19 protein-coding genes and 1 tRNA gene are annotated in these 21,533 nt (G+C 69.6%); 12 read left to right on the top strand and 8 right to left on the bottom strand.

What is annotated here, in order from left to right; translation table 11 throughout:
• Nucleotides 1-57: 57 nt before the first annotated feature.
• Together LW587_RS11320 and LW587_RS11315 are read right to left on the bottom strand one after the other, a co-directional pair.
• On the bottom strand, nt 58-1,113 hold the full coding sequence (locus LW587_RS11320) for a cytochrome-c peroxidase (RefSeq protein ID WP_232629698.1): 1,056 nt from the start codon (nt 1,111-1,113) through the stop codon (nt 58-60).
• Between the two features lie 69 nt (nt 1,114-1,182).
• Complete coding sequence (locus LW587_RS11315) at nt 1,183-1,530, bottom strand: hypothetical protein (RefSeq protein ID WP_232629697.1); 348 nt, start codon at nt 1,528-1,530, stop codon at nt 1,183-1,185.
• 207 nt (nt 1,531-1,737) lie between these two features.
• On the opposite strand from LW587_RS11315, the gene LW587_RS11310 reads away from it, so the two are divergent.
• The 8 genes from LW587_RS11310 to LW587_RS11275 all read left to right on the top strand — a co-directional run bounded on the left by LW587_RS11310 (nt 1,738) and on the right by LW587_RS11275 (nt 12,993).
• Complete coding sequence (locus LW587_RS11310; protein ID WP_232629696.1) at nt 1,738-4,593, top strand: EAL domain-containing protein; 2,856 nt, start codon at nt 1,738-1,740, stop codon at nt 4,591-4,593.
• Between the two features lie 229 nt (nt 4,594-4,822).
• Nucleotides 4,823-5,680 carry a manganese catalase family protein gene (locus LW587_RS11305; protein WP_232629695.1) on the top strand — a complete coding sequence of 286 codons (858 nt, stop codon included), beginning with the start codon at nt 4,823-4,825 and terminating at the stop codon, nt 5,678-5,680.
• 73 nt (nt 5,681-5,753) lie between these two features.
• A complete protein-coding gene (locus tag LW587_RS11300; protein ID WP_232629694.1) occupies nt 5,754-6,263 on the top strand; it encodes a ferritin-like domain-containing protein in 510 nt (169 codons plus the stop codon).
• Between the two features lie 215 nt (nt 6,264-6,478).
• On the top strand, nt 6,479-8,746 hold the full coding sequence (locus LW587_RS11295) for an ATP-binding protein (RefSeq protein ID WP_232629693.1): 2,268 nt from the start codon (nt 6,479-6,481) through the stop codon (nt 8,744-8,746).
• A gap of 5 nt (nt 8,747-8,751) precedes the next feature.
• On the top strand, nt 8,752-9,213 hold the full coding sequence (locus LW587_RS11290) for a response regulator (RefSeq protein WP_232629692.1): 462 nt from the start codon (nt 8,752-8,754) through the stop codon (nt 9,211-9,213).
• Nucleotides 9,210-10,931 carry a response regulator gene (locus LW587_RS11285; RefSeq protein ID WP_232629691.1) on the top strand — a complete coding sequence of 574 codons (1,722 nt, stop codon included), beginning with the start codon at nt 9,210-9,212 and terminating at the stop codon, nt 10,929-10,931. Before LW587_RS11290 ends, LW587_RS11285 begins: the two co-directional genes overlap by 4 nt.
• Before the next feature lie 296 nt (nt 10,932-11,227).
• Complete coding sequence (trpS, locus tag LW587_RS11280) at nt 11,228-12,289, top strand: tryptophan--tRNA ligase (protein ID WP_232629690.1); 1,062 nt, start codon at nt 11,228-11,230, stop codon at nt 12,287-12,289.
• Nucleotides 12,290-12,306: 17 nt separating this feature from the next.
• Entirely contained in the window at nt 12,307-12,993 is a 687-nt protein-coding gene (locus tag LW587_RS11275) for a haloacid dehalogenase type II (RefSeq protein WP_232629738.1), read from the top strand.
• A 108-nt stretch (nt 12,994-13,101) separates the two neighbouring features.
• Here the strand turns inward: LW587_RS11275 and LW587_RS11270 are convergent, their stop codons facing one another.
• From LW587_RS11270 to LW587_RS11260, 3 genes are all read right to left on the bottom strand, one after another.
• Complete coding sequence (locus tag LW587_RS11270; protein WP_232629689.1) at nt 13,102-13,755, bottom strand: pyridoxamine 5'-phosphate oxidase family protein; 654 nt, start codon at nt 13,753-13,755, stop codon at nt 13,102-13,104.
• 181 nt (nt 13,756-13,936) lie between these two features.
• Nucleotides 13,937-14,956: a ketol-acid reductoisomerase gene (ilvC, locus tag LW587_RS11265; protein ID WP_056469640.1), complete on the bottom strand. Its 1,020-nt coding sequence runs from the start codon at nt 14,954-14,956 to the stop codon at nt 13,937-13,939.
• A 37-nt stretch (nt 14,957-14,993) separates the two neighbouring features.
• On the bottom strand, nt 14,994-15,632 hold the full coding sequence (locus LW587_RS11260) for a TetR/AcrR family transcriptional regulator C-terminal domain-containing protein (protein WP_232629688.1): 639 nt from the start codon (nt 15,630-15,632) through the stop codon (nt 14,994-14,996).
• A gap of 194 nt (nt 15,633-15,826) precedes the next feature.
• On the opposite strand from LW587_RS11260, the gene LW587_RS11255 reads away from it, so the two are divergent.
• Nucleotides 15,827-15,901 (top strand) — tRNA-Val (locus tag LW587_RS11255).
• Nucleotides 15,902-16,097: 196 nt separating this feature from the next.
• On the opposite strand, the gene LW587_RS11250 is transcribed toward LW587_RS11255, so the two are convergent.
• The gene (locus LW587_RS11250) at nt 16,098-17,435 is read right to left on the bottom strand and encodes an SLC13 family permease (RefSeq protein ID WP_442919129.1); all 1,338 of its coding nucleotides are present in this window, start codon (nt 17,433-17,435) and stop codon (nt 16,098-16,100) included.
• A 223-nt stretch (nt 17,436-17,658) separates the two neighbouring features.
• Here LW587_RS11250 and LW587_RS11245 point away from each other — a divergent pair, with 223 nt between their 5' ends.
• On the top strand, nt 17,659-18,312 hold the full coding sequence (locus LW587_RS11245) for a GntR family transcriptional regulator (RefSeq protein WP_232629686.1): 654 nt from the start codon (nt 17,659-17,661) through the stop codon (nt 18,310-18,312).
• A gap of 10 nt (nt 18,313-18,322) precedes the next feature.
• On the opposite strand, the gene LW587_RS11240 is transcribed toward LW587_RS11245, so the two are convergent.
• Both LW587_RS11240 and LW587_RS11235 read right to left on the bottom strand, forming a co-directional pair.
• Nucleotides 18,323-18,550 carry a hypothetical protein gene (locus LW587_RS11240; protein ID WP_232629685.1) on the bottom strand — a complete coding sequence of 76 codons (228 nt, stop codon included), beginning with the start codon at nt 18,548-18,550 and terminating at the stop codon, nt 18,323-18,325.
• 126 nt (nt 18,551-18,676) lie between these two features.
• The gene (locus tag LW587_RS11235) at nt 18,677-19,345 is read right to left on the bottom strand and encodes a GntR family transcriptional regulator (RefSeq protein WP_232629684.1); all 669 of its coding nucleotides are present in this window, start codon (nt 19,343-19,345) and stop codon (nt 18,677-18,679) included.
• A gap of 210 nt (nt 19,346-19,555) precedes the next feature.
• Between LW587_RS11235 and mdcA the strand changes: the two genes are divergently transcribed.
• Nucleotides 19,556-21,214, top strand: coding sequence for a malonate decarboxylase subunit alpha (gene mdcA / locus LW587_RS11230; RefSeq protein WP_232629683.1), 1,659 nt, complete (start codon nt 19,556-19,558; stop codon nt 21,212-21,214).
• Between the two features lie 10 nt (nt 21,215-21,224).
• A complete protein-coding gene (mdcC, locus tag LW587_RS11225) occupies nt 21,225-21,533 on the top strand; it encodes a malonate decarboxylase acyl carrier protein (protein ID WP_232629682.1) in 309 nt (102 codons plus the stop codon).

Below are 21,533 nucleotides of genomic sequence, written 5' to 3'. Positions count from 1 at the left end.
CGGAGCGCTCCCCGGATCCTAGGATCCGGGGAGCGTCGTCCTGTTCAGGGCCCCCGGTCAGGGCGTGGGGGGATGGTCCGGAAGGGGTTGGTAGGCCGGGCCGTCCGCCCCGGCATCGGTCAGGCTTTCCAGGAAGGCGATCAGGTCGGCCTTCTCCCCCGGCGTCAGGTTCAGCGGGCGGATGTCGCGGGACCGGCTCGGCCGGTCGATGCCCCCGCGGTCGTAGAGATCGATCACCGCGGCCAGGGTGGTGACCGACCCGTCATGCATGTAGGGCGGGCGCCGCGCCACATTGCGCAGGGTCGGCGTCTTGAAGGCGTGGCGCAGGGCCGTCGAGGTCGGGAAGAAGCGCCCGCGGCCGATCTCCTCGCCCTGGGCGGTGCCGATGTCGTGGAACGAGCCGTCGGTGAAGCTCGGCCCGGAATGGCAGGCCTCGCAATGGGCCCGGCCGGTGAAGAGGTCGAAGCCGCGCCGGGCCGCCGCGCTCACCGCGCCCGTCTCGCCGGAAACCCAGCGATCGAAGGGGGCGGGGCCGGCGACGATGAGGCGCTGGAAGGTGGCGAGCGCCTGCTCGATGCGCAGCCGCGTGATCGGCCGAGCCTCGTCGGCCGCCTCCGGAAACGCCGCGCGGAAGGCGCTGACATAGGATGGCACCGCGCTCAGGCGCTCGATCAGGAGCGCCTCCGTCATGTTCATGTTGGCCGCCGCCGTGATCGGTCCGAAGGCGACGGATTCGAGATCGCGGAACTGCCCGTCCCAACCGAGGCTGCGCTCGGACCAGGCCACGTCGAGCAGGGTCGGCGTGCGGGTCGCCATCGCGGCGCCGTCGTTGCGCGGGGCCCGCGGCCGGTCGTCGGTCCAGTCGTTGGAGGGCAGATGGCAGGTCCCGCAGGTCCGGGTCCCGTCCCGCGACAGGACCGGATCGAAGAACAGGGACCGGCCGAGTTCGGCCTTGGCGCGGCTGTAGGGATTGGTCTCCGGGAAGGGGATCGCGTCGGCGCGCCGGAACGGGGCGAGCTGGGCCGTGCGGTCGGGCTCTGTCATCCCGACGGCCCAACTGCATCCCACAATTGCGATCAGGGCGATCGCCGCGCCCGCGATTCTCGTCGCCATCCGAACCTCTTCGATCCGGAACCGTAAGCTGCTAGACTTTGCAAATGATGAACGGTCGCGGGGGACCGATCATTTCACCGCCACCAGAAGCTTCATTTTTGGATGGATGCCGCAGAGCACGGTGAAGGTGCCCTTCTTCGGGAAGGCCACCACGCTCTTGCTGCCCGGGCTCTGCTCGCCGATGTCGAAGCCGAAATCGGGATGTTCGAGATAGGCATGGTGGACGAGTTCGCCGTCGTCGTTGACGATCTCGATCCGCTCTCCCGCCTGCAGGCTCACCGCGCCGGGCGCGAAGGCGCGTCCCTTCTGGGTGACCCGGGTGAGCGCCGGGCTGCCGGTCAGGGCGAGCGCCGCTCCGGCCGAGGCGACGGCGAATCCGGCGACGCAGAGGAACTGCGGCCACCGCCTCGCGCTCACGACTGACATTCGCAATTCCCCGAACACGGGGGCGCCCTCGGCGCTCACCCGACGGATAACCTGACATTCAGCCGGTTGCCGTCGCCTTAACGGCGGACGAAGGGGGAGACGAAGGGGGACGATCCGGCAAGTCCCGCCGCCGGAGACAGTGCAGAGTACCTTAACGTTTTTCCGCCAGCGTCCTCGTGCGGAGTATCCGATGGTCCCATGACTGCTTCACGTCTCCCGAAGCGCGCCTTTCTTCCCTGGCCCGCGGCCTTCGAGGCCTGCCTGCGCGGCGGTCGGACCATTCGTGGACGGATCCTCCTCGCGTTTCTGATGCTGAGCGGGATCACCGCGCTGCTCGGCGGATATGCGGCGCTCGGCGTCGTGAGCACCGGCAACCTCGTCGACAAGACCTACGACCGGTCGCTGATGTCGATCAATTACGCCCGCGCCGCCGCGACCGACCTCGCGATGATCCAGGCCGCCGTCGCCCGGGCGCGGCTCGCGGGCGACGCGGAGGAGCGCCAGGCTCTGGAGACCCGCATCGACACCCTCGCGCAATCCTTCGAGGAGGATATCGGCATCGCCGCCGAGCGTGCCCAGTCCGCCCGGGCCGCCGCCGAGGCGACCCAGGCCAAGGAGGCCGTGAGCCACTGGCTGGCGGCGCGGCGCGAATTCGGCACCGGGCCGCAGACGGCCGATGTCTGGCAGGCCCTCGACGCCCACGCGGCGACCGCCGAGCAGCATCTCGACCTGTTCATCAACTTCACGGCCGGCGACGGCTTCTCCTACCGGCAGGCGGCCCGCGCCATGGTGGCCCGCGACGTGCGCCTCAGCATCGCCGCGACCGTCTTCGCCATTCTCCTCTCGGGCATCGTGGCGCTGCTGCTGTCGCGCCAGATCGTGCGGCCGGTGGCCGAGGCCTCCCGCGCCGCCGCCCGCATCGCCGCGGGCGAGCTGACGGTCCCGGTGCCGGAGGGCGGCGCCGACGAGTTCGGCGCGCTCCTGCGGGCGATGGACGGGATGCGCGACAACATCCGGGCGATGATGCAGGAGGAGGTCGCGCAGCGCCGCTCCGCCCAGGGATTGCTCGCCGACGCGGTGCAGGGCTCGAACGAGGGCATCGTCGTCGCCGATGCGGGCGGTCGCCTCGTGATGGCCAATGCCCGTGCGGCGGCGCTGCTCGGTCTCGATCCGGCCGCGGTCGGGGCCCGCTCCCTCGGCGAACTGGCCGGCACGGCGGTCGCCGACGCGCTGCTCGCCATGCCGGCGGGCGGCACCGCCAGCGCGGAGACGCGGGCGGCGGATGGCCGGTGGCTGCGCATCAGCCGGAGCCCCACCCGCGACGGCGGGTTCGTAGCCGTGTGCTCCGACATGTCCCGTCTCAAGGAGCAGGAGGATCAGCTCAAGCGCAGCAACCTCCAGCTCGACGCGGCCCTGAGCAACATGCTCCAGGGCCTGTGCCTCTACGACGCCGAGGGCGGCCTGCTCGTCTACAACCGGCGCTTCTGCGACATGTTCGGCCTCGACGCCAACGCCCTGCGGACCGGCATGAGCCTGCGCGCCGTGGCCGGGGCGGTCGCGGTGGGCTCGGCCTGCGAGGACGCCCGCGCCCTCGACCTGCTGCTCGAGCAGGAGCATCTCCTGCGCACGGGGGTCGGCGGAGCCCTGTGCCGCTCGATCCGCTCGGACTTCATCGTCTCGGTGCGCCAGCAATCGACCGCCGAGGGCGGCTGGATCGCGACCTACGAGGACGTGACCCAGCGGTTCGAGGCCGAGGCGCAGATCATCACCATGGCGCGCCGCGACGCGCTGACGGGACTCGCCAACCGCATGGTGTTCGGCGAGCGCCTGGAGGAGGCCACCGCCCGCCTCGCCGAGGGCGCCGGCTTCGCGATCCTGTGCCTCGACCTCGACCGCTTCAAGGAGGTCAACGACACCTTCGGCCATCCGGTCGGCGACGGCCTCCTGCGGGCGGTGGCCGAGCGGCTCCAGGGCTGCCTGCGCGAAACCGACCTCGTCGCCCGGCTCGGCGGCGACGAATTCGCCATCGTGCAGTCGGGCTCGCGGCTGCGGGACGACGCGGTCGCCCTGGCCCGGCGGCTGATCGCGACGTTCCAGCACCCCTTCCTCGTCGACGGCCACATCGTCACCGTCGGCATCAGCATCGGCATCTCGCTCGCGCCCGAGCACGGGTCGCATCCGGAAAAGCTCCTCAAGAGCGCCGATCTCGCCCTCTACCGCGCCAAGGCGGGCGGACGGGGCGGCTGGGCGTTCTTCGACGAGGAGATGGACCTGGAGCTGCGCCGCCGCCGCGCCCTGGAACACGACCTCAAACAGGCCGTCGTCCACGGCGAGTTCGAGCTTCACTTCCAGCCGATCGTCAGCCTCGCGCATCAGCGCGTGTCCTGCTGCGAGGCGCTCCTGCGCTGGCGCCATCCCGAGCGCGGCCTCGTCTCGCCGGCCGAGTTCATCCCGATCGCCGAGGAGACCGGCGCCATCGGCGAGATCGGGGCCTGGGTGCTGCGCCAAGCCTGTCGCGACGCCGCCGGCTGGCCGGGCAATGTCGGCGTCGCGGTCAACGTCTCCGCGGCCCAGTTCCGCAACGCGGCGGTGGTGCGTGCCGTCATGGAGGCGCTCACCGAGAGCGGGCTGCCGGCGCACCGCCTCGAGCTGGAGATCACCGAATCGGTCCTGCTCACCGACAGCGTCGCGACGCTGGCCACCCTTCACGCCCTCAAGCGGCTCGGCGTGCGCATCTCGATGGACGATTTCGGCACCGGCTATTCGAGCTTGAGCTACCTGCAGAGCTTCCCCTTCGACAAGATCAAGATCGACCAGTCCTTCGTGCGCAACCTCGACGTGACCGGCAATTCCCGCCTCATCGTCCGCTCAGTGGCTGGCCTCGGCCGCAGCCTCGGCATGACCGTCACGGCCGAGGGCATCGAGACCGAGGCCCAACTGGAGCAGGTCCGCCTCGAAGGCTGCGACGAGGCGCAGGGCTACCTGTTCAGCCGCCCGGTTCCCGCCCTGCGCATCCTGGACCTGTTCGAGACCCTCCGGAGCCGGGCCGCCTGATCCTCCTGAGGTACAGTCAAGCCAAGGTCGCGCAAAGGTCACGTTTCTTTAGCCTGGGTTAATGCCGGCTCCGGCATAGAACAACATATGTTCTCGTGCGCATTCGCGAGCATTTCCTTCTGAACAATCGCCGCGTCCAGCGATTTCCCTCGCATTGACGGAGCCAGCCGCCCGGCTTTCGGCCGGGTTGGCTGCGTCTTCCGGGCCGTTCAGCTGCGAGACTGTGCCGATGTATTCTTTCGACAAGCGCCTCCAATATCCCGTGAAGGTCGATCGCCCCGACCCGATCTACGCCCGCATGCTGCAGCAGGCGATCGGCGGCGTCGAGGGCGAGATTCGCGTCTGCATGCAGTACTTCTTCCAGGCCTGGGGCAATCGCGCGCCCCATACCCGGTATCGCGACATGCTTCTGCACACCGCGACGGAGGAGATCGGGCATATCGAGATGCTCGCCACCGCGGTGGCGATGAACCTGGAAAACGCGCCGACCAGCGTTCAGGAAGCGGGAGCCGCCGACGCGCTGGTCGGCGCCGTGATGGGCGGCGAGAACCCGCGCCACATCGCCGAGGGCATGCTGCACAAGCACCTGCTCTCGTCGGGTCTTGCCGCCTTCCCGGGCAATGCCGACGGCGTCCCGTTCGACATGAACCACATCTATGCGAGCGGAAATCTCGCCGCGGACATGTATTGCAACGTCGCCGCCGAGGCGACCGGGCGGACGCTGGCGGTGCGGCTGTCGAACGCCACCAACGATCCGGGCATGAAGGACATGTGGTCCTTTCTCATCGCCCGCGACACGATGCACCAGCAGCAATGGCTCGCGGTGATCGAGGAACTGGGCGGCGCGGAAGGCGCGCTGCCGATCCCGAACAGCCTCCCACCATCCGCGGAGAACCAGAGATTCAGCTACAGCTTCTTCGCGACCGCGCGCGACGGTGCGCCGCCTCCGGAGGGCCGCTGGACCCAGGGCCCCTCGCTGGACGGGAAGGGCACGTTCTCCGTCTTCCAGAACGCGCCGATGGGCGAGGAGCCGGTGCTGGGCCCGGCCCGGCCCGACAGCGGCGCCGAGACGCAGCAGATGGGCTGAGGCCCCCCGGGTCCGGCCGCGGCGCCGGATCCTCCCGCCCCACGGGGCTTTGCAACGACATTCGGAGAACGTCATGGCGAGCGACGCGCGCGACCTCTACGTCACGGCCCTCAAGAACACCCACGCCCTCGAGATGCAGGCTCTGCAGATCATGGAGCGGCAGGTCGAGCGGCTGAAGAACTATCCCGAGATGGAGGACGCCCTGCGCCGCCACATCCAGGAGACCCACGGCCAGCGGGATCGCCTGGAGGAGGTCCTGCAGTCCCTGGGCGATGCGCCCTCGACCCTCAAGGAAGGGTTCCTGGGCTTCGTCGGGAACATGATGGCGCTGGGCCACACCCCGGCCCAGGACGAGATCCTGAAGAACACCTACGCCAACCACGCCTTCGAGAATTTCGAGATCGCGGCCTACCAGTCGCTGCTGGCCATCGGCGATGCCGCCGGCCAGGGGGCGAGCCTGTCGGGTTTCCGCCAGTCGCTCCAGGAGGAAGAGGCGATGGCCCAGCGCGTGCGCGATCTCATCGATCCCACGACCCGGCGCTACGTCGAACTGACCCTGGCGGGCGAGCGGGCCGACCGCTGACCCGGGCGCCGGGCCCCGCCCCGGGGCCGGCATGAGAGGGGCGCCGGCCCCTCCACCGGGCCCGTCCTCCGGCCGGGGCGCGTGGCGGTGCGCGTGTCAAACCTCGCGCATCGGTGAGCGGTCCCGGTGCATTTCCCGGATGGGCCGGGTCGCTTCGGCGGGCCACGGCCTCTATGGTCGTCCTCCGAGACCGATCGCCGGGAGACAGGCTCGTTTTGACCGCCGAGACGTCCGCGCAGGCCCGGGTGGACCTGACTGCCTGCGACCGCGAGCCGATCCACATCCTGGGAACCCTCCAGCCGCACGGCTTCCTGCTGGCCGCGGAGGGGGACGATCTGCGGGTGGTGCAGGCGAGCGCCAACGTCCCCGACGGCCCGGACCGGTCCGGCGCGGCCCTGCGGGGCCAGCCGCTCGCGGCGAACTTTCCCGAGATCGCCGCGGCACTCGCGGAGTACCGCGCGGCCCTTCCCCGGGAAGGGGCGATCTACCTGCGCACCCTCACCCTGGACACCCGCGACGGGTCCCGTCGCTACGACCTCGCCGCCCACCGCTCCGGCGAGCTGATCGTCGCCGAGCTGGAGGAGACCGAGGGTGAGGCCACAGGCGGCCTCGACGCCCTGGCTCCGCGCCTCAACGCCTTCGTCGACGGACTCCATGCGGCGACGACGGTGGAGGTGCTGTGCAGCCTGCTCGCCGCCGACATCCGCCACGTCACCGGGTTCGACCGCGCCCTCGTCTACCGGTTCGACCGGGATTGGCACGGCACGGTCGTGGCGGAGGACGGCAACGGCGTGCTGCCCTCCTATCTCGACCTGCGCTTTCCCGCCTCCGACATCCCGGTCCAGGCCCGCGAGCTCTACCGTCGCAACCGCCTGCGGATCATCCCGGATGCCGGCTACGCCCCCGTGCCGGTCGTGCCGGAGCGGACCCCGTCGAGCGGACGCCCGCTCGATCTCAGCCACTCGATCCTGCGCAGCGTCTCGCCGGTCCATGTCGAGTACATGCGCAACATGGGGACCATGGCCTCCATGTCCGTCTCGATCCTCGTCGACGGGGCGCTCTGGGGTCTGGTCTCCTGCCACAACCAGACCCCGCGGCGGGTGCCGCTGCAGGCCCGCAACGCCTGCGACTTCCTCTCCCGGGTGTTCGCGCTCCAGCTCGCCGCCAAGGAGCGCGGCGTGCTGGCGGAGGAGCGGGTCGCCCTCGGCACGATCCGCGGCCGGCTGCTGGCCCACATGGCGCGGGAGGAGTCCTTCCTCGACGGCCTGCTGAACCAGCCCGACGACACGCTGGCCCTCGTCCAGGCCACGGGTGCCGCGCTGGTCGGGCGCGAGCAATGCCGCCTCATCGGTGTCACGCCGAGCGCCGACGAGGTCCGCGGCCTGTACGCGTGGCTGTCGGCCCGTCACGCCGGCGAGGAGGTGTTCGAGACCGACGCGCTCGGCGAGGTCTACCCGCCGGCGGCGGCCTTCGCCGCGAGCGCGAGCGGCGTGCTCGCCATCTCGATCTCGCAGAAATACGCGCATTACGTGATCTGGTTCAGGCCGGAGGTGGTGCGGACGGTGCGCTGGGGCGGCGACCCGCACAAGGCCGCCACGGCCGATCCGGCGGGCGGGCCCGAGCGGCTTCATCCGCGCAAATCCTTCGAGATCTGGAAGGAGACGCTTCAGGGCCGCTCCGCTCCATGGACGCTGCCCCAGGTCGAGGCGGCCCGCGACCTGCGCGCCTCGGTCCTCGGCATCGTGCTGCGCCGGGCCGAGGAGATGGCGTCCTTAAGCGAGGAACTCCAGCGGTCCAACAAGGAACTCGAGGCCTTCTCCTACTCGGTCAGCCACGACCTGCGCGCGCCGTTCCGCCACATCGTCGGCTATTCCGAGCTGCTGCGGACCCGGGAGGGCGAGCGGCTCTCCGAGAACGGGCGCCGCTACGTCGAGACCATCATCGAGGCGGCGCATTCCGCCGGCACGCTGGTCGACAACCTCCTCACCTTCTCGCAGATGGGCCGCAACGCCCTCAACCGCGTGACCGGCGACATGAACGTCCTGGTCGAGGAGGTGCGCCGCAAGGTGCTGCGCGACCTCGAGCCCGACCGGCAGGTGCGGTGGCAGGTCAGCTCGCTCGGCCGTGTCCACGCCGACCCGGTGATGCTGCGGCTCGCCGTGGAGAACCTGCTGTCGAACGCGGTGAAGTACACCCGCGGCAAGCCCGAGGCGATGATCGAGGTTGGGCGCGAGCCCGACCGGGACGGCGAGGCCGTGTTCTTCGTGCGCGACAACGGCGTCGGGTTCGACATGGCCTATGTCGGCAAGCTGTTCGGCGTGTTCCAGCGCCTCCACCGGGCCGAGGAGTTCGAGGGCACCGGCATCGGGCTGGCGAACGTGCGCCGGATCATCGAGCGCCACGGCGGCCGGACCTGGGCCGAGGGCGTGCTCGGGCGCGGCGCGACCTTCTACTTCACGCTTCCGGCACAAGGCCCCAGATAACACCCATGGCCGACCTCAAACCGATCCTCCTCGTCGAGGACAGTCCCAACGACGTCGAACTCACGCTGGCGGCGCTCGAACAGAGCCAACTCGCCAACGAGATCGTCATCTGCCGCGACGGGGCGGAGGCGCTGGACTACCTCTATCGCCGCGGCGCCTTCGAGGGGCGCGACGTGCGCGATCCGGCCGTCGTCTTGCTCGACCTGAAGCTGCCGAAGGTCGACGGCCTCGAAGTGCTGGCCGCCGTCAAGGGCGACCCCCAGACCCGCTCCATCCCGATCGTCATGCTGACCTCCTCGCGGGAGGAGGCCGATCTCGTGCGCTCCTACCAGCTCGGGGTGAACGCCTTCGTGGTGAAGCCCGTCGGCTTCAAGGCGTTCTTCGAGGCGATCCAGGATCTCGGTGTGTTCTGGGCGGTGCTGAACGAGCCGCCGCCGCACCGGGCGGACTGGCCCTCGAACGCATGACCGACGCCGACAGACTTCCCGATCCCCTGCGCGTCCTCCTCCTGGAAGACAGCGACCTCGATTCGGAGCTGCTTGAGGCGGTCCTCGACGATGCGGGCCTGCCCCATCGCATCGAACGCGTCGTCACGCGCGAGGCCTTCGCCGCGGCGGCCCTGCCCGGCCGGCACGACCTGATCCTGGCCGATTACAACCTGCCGACCTTCGATGGCATGACGGCCCTCGAGATCGCCTGCGAGGCCTGCCCCGAGACGCCGTTCGTGTTCGTCTCCGGCACGCTCGGCGAGGAGGTCGCCGTCGAGGCGCTCAAGCACGGCGCGACCGACTACGTCACCAAGCAGCGGCTCGACCGGCTGCCGCGGGTCATCGTAAGGGCGCTCTCCGAGGCGCATGCGCATTCCGAGCGCCGCGCTGCCGAAGCCGCCTTGCGGGAGCTGGCCGGCAGCCTGGAGCGGCGGGTCGAGGCGCGCACCCGCGAACTCGCCGAGGCCAATGCCGAGCTGCGCCGCCAGATCGTCGAGCGCGAGCGCGTCGAGGTGGCCCTGCGGCAGGCCCAGCGCCTGGAGGCGGTGGGCCAGCTCACCAGCGGCGTCGCCCACGACTTCAACAACCTGCTCACCGTGATCCTCGGCAATCTCGAGTTCCTGAAGCAGGGCGGGACCGAGGAGCGGCAGAAGCGCCGCTTGACCACGATGCAGGAGGCCGCCGAGCGCGGCGCGCGGTTGACGAGCCAATTGCTCGCCTTCTCGCGGCGGCAGCGGCTCGAGCCGACGCCGGTCCAGCTCAACGACACCGTCGCCTCCATGCGCGACCTCCTCGAGAGCTCGATCGGCGGCGCCGTGCGGATCGAGACGACGCTTCAGCCGAACCTGTGGCCGGCGCTGGTGGACGCGACGCAGATCGAGCTCGTCATCCTCAACCTCGCCATCAACGCCCGCGACGCCATGGCGGTCGGCGGTCGGCTGACGATCGAGACCGCCAACGTGAAGGTCGCGGCCCCGACCCGGCCGGAGGAGCCCGCCGCGGGCGACTACGTCATGGTCGCCGTCAGCGACACCGGCACCGGCATGACGCCGGAGATCCTGGCGCGGGTGTTCGAACCGTTCTTCACCACCAAGGAGGTCGGCAAGGGCTCCGGCCTCGGCCTCGCCCAGGTCTACGGCTTCGCCAAGCAATCGGGCGGGGGCGTGCGCATCGATACCCGGGTCGGGGAGGGGACCACCGTGCGGGTCTACCTGCCCCGTGTCGGCACCGCGGCCGAGGGCACCGCCCCCGCGCGGCCGGCGCTCGACGGGGCCGAGATCCGCCAGCCCGACGACCGGCCGATCCTCCTCGTCGTGGACGACGACCGCGCGGTCCGCGAGATCACCGCGACCAAGCTCGCCGAGGCCGGCTACGAGATCCGCGAGGCCGGCTCCGGGCTCGCCGCCCTGCAGGGGCTCGCCGAGGATTCCCACGTCGATCTCGTCGTGATGGATTTCGCCATGCCCGGCATGAACGGCGCGGAGGCCGCGGCGGAGATGCAGCGGCGCTGGCCCACCGTTCCGGTCCTGTTCGTGACGGGCTACGCCGACGTGACCGAACTCGCCCGGCTCGGCCATGTCGGCGAGGATCGCATCGCCCAGAAGCCGTTCCGCGACGGCGAACTGGAGCGCAAGGCCGCCGCCGTGCTCGCCACCCGGGCCAAGCCCGACCTGAAGCTCGTCTCGAACCGCGCCTGAGGCGGATCCGGCACGGCCAAATGCGTCATTCCGGGTCGCTGACCAGCGCACCCGGAATCCATGATGGGCCACGGGGCCGGATCCCGTCGCCGCATCACGGGTGGGGTCCGTGTTCCGCTCCGCGGCCCTGGGCGGACGCACGAGGTCGAACCGAGGCGATCCCGACCGCGTCAGTCCGCATCGGCGGCCTCGGGGACGCGAAGCCCGTCCTTGACCCGCTGCCGCTGTGGGTGCCAGTAACCGCCGCTTCGAGCGAGATCGCCTCTCAGTACCGTCTTGTCCAAGGACCCGCGCCGATGGCCGCGTTCACCGAACTCGTGTTCTCCGGCGTTCAGCCGACCGGAAACCTCCATCTCGGCAACTATCTTGGCGCGATCAAGCGCTTCGTCGAGATGCAGGCGCGCGACGCGCAGTGCCTCTATTGCGTGGTCGATCTCCACGCGATCACCCTGTGGCAGGACCCGCAGGCGCTGCGGGGACAGATCCGCGAGGTGACCGCCGCGTTCCTCGCCGCCGGGATCGATCCCGCGCGCTCGATCGTCTTCAATCAGAGCCAGGTGCCGCAGCACGCCGAACTCGCCTGGATCTTCAACTGCGTCGCCCGCCTCGGCTGGCTCAACCGCATGACGCAGTTCAAGGACAAGGCCGGCAAGGACCGCGAGAACGCCTCGATCGGCCTCTACGCCTATCCGGTGCTGATGGCCGCCGACATCCTGGCCTACCGGGCGACGCACGTGCCCGTGGGCGAGGACCAGAAGCAGCACCTCGAACTGACCCGCGACATCGCCCAGAAGTTCAACAACGACTTCGCAGGCTCGATCCAGGCGCATGGCCACGGCGAGCAGTTCTTCCCGGTCACCGAGCCCCTGATCGGCGGGCCGGCCGCGCGGGTGATGTCGCTGCGCGACGGCACCAAGAAGATGTCGAAGTCGGACCCCTCCGAGTATTCGCGCATCGCGCTGACCGACGATGCCGACGCCATCGCCCAGAAGGTCCGCAAGGCCAAGACCGATCCCGAGGCGCTGCCGTCCGAGCTCGAGGGGCTGAAGGGCCGGCCCGAGGCCGACAACCTCGTGGGCATCTTCGCGGCTCTGCGCGGCATCACCCGCGAGGAGGTCCTGCGGGATTTCGGCGGCGCGCAATTCTCCAGCTTCAAGCCGGCGCTGGTGGACCTCGCCGTCGAGACCCTGGCGCCGATCAGCGCCGAGATGAAGCGGCTCGTGGCCGACCCGGCCCATATCGACGCGGTTCTCGCCGACGGCGCCGCGCGGGCGGAGCAGATCGCCGCGCCGACCCTCGACGCGGTCAAGGACATCGTCGGCTTCGTCCGGCGCGGGCCCGCCTTGCGGGCGGTGTGAGCCGCATGGCGGTCCGGATGGCGATCCGGGCGCTCGTCTTCGACACGTTCGGGACGCTGGTGGATTGGCGCTCGGGCGTCGCGCGCGAGGCGGAGCGCCTGTGCCCGGGGCTCGACGGGGGCGCCTTCGCCGATGCGTGGCGGGCGCGCTACCAGCCCTCCATGGAGCCGGTGCGCGCCGGCCGCCGGCCCTTCGCCGATCTCGACGTGCTTCAGGCCGAGAGCCTGGCGGATGTGTTGTCGGAGTTCGGCAGGGTCGTGGCACCCGAGACCCGGCACGAACTGGTGCGCGCTTGGCACCGGCTCGAAGCGTGGCCGGAGGTGCCCGCCGCGATGACCGAACTGCGAAAACGCTTCGTGCTGGCGCCGCTCTCCAATGGGCACGTCGCCCTCATCGTGGCGCTCGCCCGTCGCAACGGCTTCGTCTTCGACGCGGTGCTCGGGGCCGGCTTCTCCCGCGACTACAAGCCGAAGCCGGCTCTCTACCGCGACGCGGTCGCCGCTCTGGGTTTTGCCGCCGGAGAGATCCTCATGGTCGCCGCCCATTCGGACGACCTCGCCGCAGCGGCGGGGGAGGGGCTCGCCACCGCCCATATCGCCCGCCCGCGGGAGAACGGGCCCGCGGGCGGCGAGACGGCGCCGCACGGGCCGGTCACCTACGCGGCGAGCGATCTCGCCGACCTGGCGCGGCAGCTCGAGCCCTGAGTCATACCAAATCCGGTTGATCCCTTCGGGATGGCGGATTTGGGCTTCGCTCAAACGCCGCGCGGGCTTGCCTGAACCGGGCTCCGCTTTGATCAAGCGGAGCCCGGATCAGGCCTCGCCCCGCATCACCTTCGCGCCGTAGGCGTCGAGGTCGAGCACGCCTTCCTGCGCGACCCGTGCCCGGTCCTCGTCGCTGATGACCTCCTGCACCATGTCGAGGCGCTTCCACTGGGCGAGCGGCGTTTCGGCATCGGGCTTGGGCACATAGCGGCTCTGCTCGACCTTGCTGTGCCTGTGGATGTAGCGCGGGCAGTTCACCCAGGCCTTGGCCACGTCGACGCGCACGACGTACTTCGCCTCCGTCCACTCCGAGAGCAGGGGATCGTCGCGCACGATCCGGGCGGTGCCCTGGACGCGCAGGCGGTGCGGCGTTTCGAAATCGATGAACAGCAGTCCGACCCGGCTCTGGCCGGCGAGGTTGCCCATCGACAAGAACATGCCGTTGCCGTCGAAGCCCGGAAAGGCGAGCTCGTTGGCGCCCAGCACCTTCACCACGCCGGTCGGGCCGCCCTTGTAGGAAACGGTCGGGTTGCCGTCCGGGTCGACGGTCGAGAGGAAGAACATGTCGCGGCTCTCGATGAACGCGCGCTCCTGATCGCCGATCGCCGGCTGGACGTGGTGCTGGTCGAGGAAGTCGGCGAGCTTGGTCGTGCCGAATTCTTCCTGGAGCGCGCGGTGCTCGCCGCTGTAGAGCGATTCCATCCTTGTTTCCTCCAGCTGTTCTTATTCGGTTTCCGCGGGTGCTTCTCGCACGGCATCGGGCCGCGCGCGAACGGAAATCGGCGTGAGCGGGCGGCACGAAAAAAGCCGGTGCCGCACACGCGACACCGGCCAGTTCCACGACGTGAGGCCGAGCAAAGCACGGCCTCGAAGTCGCAAAAAATCAGTTCTTGGACTTGTCCACGAGGGCCTTCTCCGAGATCCACGGCATCATGCCGCGGAGCTTGGCGCCGACTTCCTCGATCGGATGGGCCGCGAGCTTGGCGCGGGTGGCCTTGAACGAGGTCTGGCCGACCTTGTTCTCCAGCATCCAGTTGCGGGTGAAGATGCCCGACTGGATGTCGTTGAGGACGCGCTTCATCTCGGCCTTGGTCTCCGGCGTCACGATGCGCGGGCCGGTGACGTACTCGCCGTACTCGGCGGTGTTCGAGATCGAGTAGTTCATGTTGGCGATGCCGCCCTCGTAGATGAGGTCGACGATGAGCTTCACCTCGTGCAGGCACTCGAAATAGGCCATCTCGGGGGCGTAGCCGGCCTCGACCAGGGTCTCGAAGCCGGCCTTGATCAGCTCGACGAGGCCGCCGCAGAGCACGGCCTGCTCGCCGAACAGGTCGGTCTCGCACTCTTCCTTGAAGGTGGTCTCGATGATGCCGGCGCGGCCGCCGCCATTGGCCGAGGCGTAGGACAGGCCGAGATCGTGGGCGTTGCCAGACGCGTCCTGTGCGATGGCGATGAGCGTCGGCACGCCGCCGCCCTTGAGGTACTCGCCGCGCACGGTGTGGCCGGGGCCCTTCGGGGCGACCATCAGCACGTCGAGATCCTTGCGGGGCTCGATCAGGTTGAAGTGGACGTTGAGGCCGTGGGCGAACAGGAGGGCGGCGCCCTGCTTCATGTTCGGCTCGAGCGACTCCTTGTAGATGTCGCCCTGCAACTCGTCGGGGGTGAGCATCATGACGACGTCGGCCTGCTTGGCGGCGTCGGCGACATTCATCACCGTGAAGCCCTCGTGCTCCGCCTTCTTGGCGGTGGCGGAGCCCTCGCGGAGGGCGATGACGATGCCCTTCACGCCGGAATCGCGCAGGTTGAGCGCGTGGGCGTGGCCCTGGGAGCCGTAGCCGACGATGACGACCTTCTTGCCCTTGATCAGGTTCAGGTCGGCGTCGCGATCGTAATAGACGCGCATGGTGTGGTCCTCTCTCGCTGGTGAATCGTGTCGGGGTTCAAGCCTGCCCGTAGAGGGTCAGGAACTGCTCGACGGCCCTTGCCGCGTCGCTGCGGATCTCGGCGACGTCGAGGGGGATCGCGTCGCCGAGGAGAAGTCGGATCTGGATGTCGCGGCCGACCAGGCCGAAGAAGGTCCGGAAGGCGGCCTCGCCGTCCTCGAAGGCCAGCAACCCCGCCGCGCGTCCGGCCTCCAGCACGGGCTTGACCCGCTCGCCGATGGCGAAGCGCCCGTTGGCCAGCACGATGGCGCCGAGATTGCTCTTGTGCGAGCCCGCATGGGCCACCGCGATGCGGTTGAGCGCCACCGAGCTGCGACTCGCGATGACCGCGAGCCAGGATTCGGCGAAGTCCTGGAGGTTGTCGCGCAGGGTCGCGGCATCGAGGCCGTGGACCTCGTAGCGACCGGCATGGACCCGGGAGGCCTGCCAGCGCACGGTCGCGGTGAGCAGGCCGTCGCGGTCACCGAACCACTTGTAGAGGGTCTCCTTCGAGCAGCTCGCTCGCCGCGCCACCGCGTCCATGGTGAGCGGATCGTCGCCCTCGACGATCAGCGACAGCACCGCGTCCAGCACGGCCTGCTGCCGGGGAGAGGGCGCCTCGTCGCAGATGTCGAGTGGTTCGGCGGTGAGCGGCATGGTCCGTTGGCATTGCCGTACTGTACGGTACGGTTCGGCCTGCTAGACCGATTCGGCTCGAGGGACAAGCGGGGAGTGGGGTCTGCTTCGACCTGGCAAGGAACGGCTTTACGAGCGCCCCGGCCCGGCGTATACGGCCCTCCGTCGCCACGGCGACGCCCGTGCCGCTTTCCCGAGCGGCATGCGAGGGGTTCGGGTGCGTAGCTCAGCGGGAGAGCATTCGCTTCACACGCGAAGGGTCACAGGTTCGATCCCTGTCGCGCCCACCATCCCCACCGGCCCGCTTCGCGGGCCTTTTTCTTGTCCTGGCCGACCTTTCCCGTGATCGACGGCGCCCGATGGGCCCCGGGCGATGATGCGCGCCCGCCCGTCCGAGGCCGCATCGGTTCGTCCCTGCCCAACTCAAAAAAGGGCCCGGCGGGAATCCCCCGCCGGGCCTCCGGATCGTATGCGCCGTGATGGTGGTCAGAGCACGACGAACAGGAACCAGACCACCACCGGCGCCACGACCGTGATGAGGGCGCCGTAGCCCATCAGCTTGCGGAAGAAGGCGTCACGGTCGACGTTCTTCGCGCTGGCGAGCACGATGGCGCCGTTGGTCGAGAAGGGGCTCACATCGACGATGGTGGAGGAGACCGCCATCGCGCCGATGAAGCCGACCGGGTTCACCCCGGTGCCCGATTGCAGGAACGGCACCGCGAGCGGGATCAGCGAGCCCAGCACCGCCGTCGAGGAGGCGAAGGCCGAGACCACGGCGCCGATGAAGCAGAGCAGCAGGGCCGCCGTCATCGGCGAGGCGAGGCCGGCGACGCTGTGCCCGACGAAGTTGATGGTGCCCATCTTCTCCAGCACGACGACGTAGGTGCTCACGCCGGTGATCAGCATGATCTCGGGCCAGCTCACCTGCCCGATGGCCCGCTTCTGGAGGTTGGGCGCCATCAGCGACAGGACGAGGCCGATCGTGATCGAGACGAAGCCGATATCCTGGTTGAAGCCGAGCACCAGCACCGCCAGCGTGACGAGGCCGACGAGAGTCGTGATCTGGTAGAGCCGCGAGCCGCCGGTCGGCTGGGCCGCGTCCTCGCCCAACGGATCCTCCGGATCGTTGGAGATGCGCCGCTCCTCGCTGCGCGCCTCGTTCTCGGAATCCCCGTAGGCCTGGGGTCCGCGCTGGGCCGTCACGACCTGGGTGTTGGGCACCGGCATCGGGGTCGCGGCGGAGAAGTCGGCCCGCGCCGAGAGCAGCTTGCGCCCGCCCATGGCGAAGAACAGGATCACCGAGACCGTGAGGTTGACGCCGAGGCTTGCGAAGAAGGTGAACAGCTCGCTCACCGGCAGCCCGGCCTTCATCACCACCGTGTTGGTGATGCCGCCGTAGATGCTGATCGGCGAGAAGCCGCCGCCCTGCGCCCCGTGGATGACGAGCAGCCCCATCAGCAACTGGTTGATGCCGTAGCGGACGGCAAAGCCCATGGCGATCGGCGCGATGATGGCGACCGCGGCCGGGCTCACGGCGCCGACCGAGGTGAGGGCGGCGGTGATGCCGAACATGATCCACGGAATCGCGGCGATCCGGCCGCGCACCGCCCGCACCGCGACCCGCACGAGCAGGTCGATCGTGCCGTTGTTCTGCGCGATGGCGAACAAATAGGTGATGCCGACGAGCGTCAGGAACAGCGTGCCGGGAAAGCCGGCGATGATGTCCTTGGTCTGCATGCCGGCGACCAGCGTGCCGACCAGGAAGGCGCCGACGAAGGCGAGCACGCCCATGTTGATCGGCCAGATCGTGGCCACCACGAACATGGCGCAGAGCGCGTATATGGAAATCAGTTGGGGGGTCACGGCGTCTCCTCCGAGCAGGGATGCGGCGCGATTCGCACCGGGGCGCAGGGTGGCGTGCAAACCCCCCGTCTTGCCTGCTCGGTATACCGGACAGCACTATCCTGCAAGGGAATTGTATACAATGACGCGGGTTGGCGCCTATGTTGCCACTCGCCCTGTATGCGCAATCTCGGGAGAAGGGGCCATGCGCCGTGCGGAAGCGCTGCGGGATCAGCTCGAGCAGGACATCGTCACGGGCCATTTCCGGCCGGGGGAGCATCTCGACGAACAGGGGCTTGCCGCGCGATTCGGAGTCTCACGCACCCCGATTCGGGAGGCGCTGATGCAGCTCGCCTCGACCGGGATGATCGACCTTCAACCGAATCGTGGGGCCTTCGTCGCCTGCCTGTCGCTGCGGGACGTGGTCGAGCGCTTCGAGACGATGGCGGCGCTCGAGGGGATGTGCGGCGCGCTCGCCGCGCGCCGCATCGACGACGAGGAACGTGTGACCCTCGTCGAGGCCCACGACGCCTGCATGGCCGCGACGATCCAGGGCTGCGCCGACACCTACTATTACGCCAATGAGCGGTTCCACCGGACGATCTACGGGATGGGCCGCAATGCCCATCTCGCGGAGCAGGCGAATCAGCTCCACACTCTGCTCAAGCCCTATCGCCGGCTCCAACTTCGGGCGCGGCATCGCCTGACCCAGTCCCTGGCCGAGCACGGCCTGATCGTGGACGCGATCGTGGCGGGCAATGCCGCCGCCGCCGAGCGGCATCTGCGGGCGCATGTCCTGATCCAGGGCGAGCGCCTGAGCGATTTCGTCACCAGCTTCGGCACCGGCGACGGCGCCTGAAGCCGACGCTTCAGCGCACCGGGACGCCGAACCGCCAGGACAGGGCGTGCTCCGGCTCTGGGCTGGCCGAGGGGCGGCCGGGGCGAAACCGGGCGAGGTCGAAGCGTATGCGGGCGCGGTGGGCCGCCGTGAGCGCACGCAGCACGCGCCGCAGACCGGTGGCGGATTCGTCCGCCGCGGGAGACCCGGCCGTGGTGCGGCCGTGGGACGAGATCGGGGATTGAGACTGGAACGCCATGCGTGACTCCGGAGCCGTTCGGCTCGATGAATCCGGGCGTTTCCTCCGTCCTTCCATATGGGACGCTTCTGCTGCGCTGCAACATCGGGGCGGCCCCCCGTCGCAGGCGGGCCGGTGGCGACGGGCTCACGATCCGGTCTGCTCCGCGACGTAGCGGCCGAGGGCGCTCGCGGCGTTGAGCATGTGCGCCCGCATCCGCCGCGCGGCCCCGTCGCCGTCCCCCTCGGCGATCGCCTGGAGGATGCCGCCATGTTCCGCATGGGAGCGCCGGATCCGCTCGCCGTGGCGCAACTGGGTGCGGCGGAAGGCCGAGAGGCGGGCCCGGATCGCGAGCGCCTGCTCGACCATGAAGCGGTTGTGGGTGGCCTCGTAGAGGGCCTCGTGGAATCCGCGGTTGAGTGCGTCGTAAGTATCGAAGTCGCTCGCTTTGACGGGGACGGCCGATTGCTCATGCAGGTTCATGAGGGTGCTCAGTTCCAGCGGCGTCATGCGGTAGGTCGCCAGCCGTACGCACATCGCCTCGAACTCGGCCGTGGTCTCGAACATCTCCATGATGCGCTCGGGCGTCATGCGGGTGACCACGACGCCGCGCCGGGGCCGCACCTCCACGAGGCCGCTGGAGGCGAGTTGCCGCAACGCCTCGCGGACGGGCGTCCGGGAGGCCCCGAACCGGTCGGCCAGTTCCTGCTCGTCGAGGGAGACCCCCGCGGCCAGCGCCCCCGCGGCGATCTCGTCCGTCAGCGCGTTGCGGATCCGATCGGAGAGAAGACCCCGCCCTTCGCCACCACCGTCCATCACCTCCGTCCCTCCCCGCCCGGCTTCGTGCCGGCTCGGCGTAGTATGCCACGGCGCGGGGCCGCATGGCGCGATCCCCTCAATCGTATGCGCGGCCTTGACGCAGGCGCGCTTTAGGATGCAAAATTCCAGTTAATGGCGACGCATGAATTTTATTGCGCCTGATAACCCGCCTCCTGTATACAGAAGGCGCGACAGGGAGCGGAGCGGATGAACGAGTGGCGTCGGGAGCGGGCCGCCCGGGAGGCGCGGATCGAGGCGGGCCGGGCCCAGGTCGAGGGCAAGGCCGAGGGCAAGGTCGTGCCCGCCGACCGGGTGGTCGCGCTGTTGGAGGCGATCCTCCGGCCCGGCGACCGGGTCTGCCTGGAGGGCGACAACCAGAAACAGGCCGATTGCCTCGCGCGCGGGCTCGTCCAGTGCGACCCCGCCCGGGTGCATGACCTGCACATGGTGCAATCGGGCGTCGTGCTGCCCGAGCATCTCGACGTGTTCGAGACCGGGATCGCTCGGCGGCTCGACTACTCGTATTCCGGCCCGCAAGGCGCGCGCATCGCCCGGATGCTCTATGGCGGGCAGATCGAGCTCGGGGCGGTGCACACCTATCTCGAGCTGTTCGCCCGCTACTTCGTGGACCTGACGCCGAACGTCGCCCTGATCGCCGGCGTCTCAGCCGACCGGGACGGCAACCTCTATACGGGCCCCAACACCGAGGACACGCCGACCGTCGTCGAGGCGACCGCCTTCAAGAACGGCGTCGTGGTGGCGCAGGTCAACGAGATCGTCGATCGGGTGCCCCGGGTCGACATCCCCGGCGACCGGATCGACTTCGTGGTCGAGGCCGACAAGCCCTTCTACGTTGAGCCGCTCTTCACCCGCGATCCGGCGGCGATGACCGAGACGCAGATCCTGATCGCCATGATGGCGATCAAGGGCATCTACGCCGAGTACGGCGTGCGCCGGCTCAACCACGGCATCGGCTTCGGCACGGCGGCGATCGAGCTGCTGCTGCCGACCTACGGCGAGCGCCTCGGGCTGAAGGGCGAGATCGCGACCCACTGGGCGCTCAACCCGCACCCGACCCTGATCCCGGCGATCGAATCGGGCTGGGTCCGCCAGGTCCACTGCTTCGGCTCGGAAGTCGGCATGGACCGCTACATCCGCGAGCGGCCGGACATCTTCTTCACGGGAGCCGACGGCTCCCTGCGCTCGAACCGTGCCTTCTGCCAGACGGCGGGCTTGTACGCCTGCGACATGTTCATCGGCGCGACCCTCCAGATCGACCTCGCGGGCCATTCCTCCACCGTCACGCAATCGCGGGTGGCAGGCTTCGGCGGCGCGCCGAACATGGGCTCGGACCCACACGGGCGGCGCCACCCGTCCGACACCTGGATGAAGGCCGGCCGCGAGGCGGGCGGCGTGGGCGATCCGTCGCTGATGCGCGGACGCAAGCTCGTGGTGCAGCTCGTCGAGACCTTCGGCGACGGGCTGGTGCCGACCTTCGTCGAGCGGCTCGACGCGATGGAGCTCGCCCGGAAGATCGGGCTCGAACTGGCCCCGGTGATGATCTACGGCGACGACGTCACCCACATCGTCACGGAGGAGGGCATCGCCAACCTCCTACTCTGCCGGGACGCGGACGAGCGGGAGCAGGCGATCCGCGGGGTCGCGGGCTACACCGAGATCGGCCGCGGGCGCGACCGCGCCAAGGTCGAGGAATTGCGGGGGAGGGGGATCATCCGCCGCCCCGAGGACCTCGGCATCGAGCCCCTCGACGCCGACCGGTCGCTGCTGGCCGCGCGCTCGATCAAGGACCTCGTGCACTGGTCCGGCGGGCTCTACGAGCCGCCGGCCAAGTTCCGGAACTGGTGAGGCCAGAGCGATGGAAAAGCTGAGCTTCCGACACGCCACCCCGGGCCCGCTGCCGGGCCGGAAATCCCAGGCGATCACTGGCGTGGTCGCCTCGGGCAACCTCGAAATCCTGCTGGAGCGCGTGCTCGAACCGACCGTCTGCACCGTCGAGATCGAGACGCCGATCCGCGGCTACGGCGATGTCTGGGAGGCGGTCATCGCCGATTTCGTCGCCCGCGCCCGGCCCGGTGGCCTGCGCATCACGATCAATGACGGCGGCGCCCGCCCCGACACCGTCTCCCTGCGCCTGCTGCAGGGCGCCCGACTGATGGAGGTCTAG

Source organism: Methylobacterium sp. Leaf118, assembly GCF_920984675.1.
GTDB lineage: Bacteria > Pseudomonadota > Alphaproteobacteria > Rhizobiales > Beijerinckiaceae > Methylobacterium.
The sequence above is the reverse complement of the archived record's forward strand: the minus strand, read 5'-3'. Positions and strand labels throughout refer to the sequence as shown.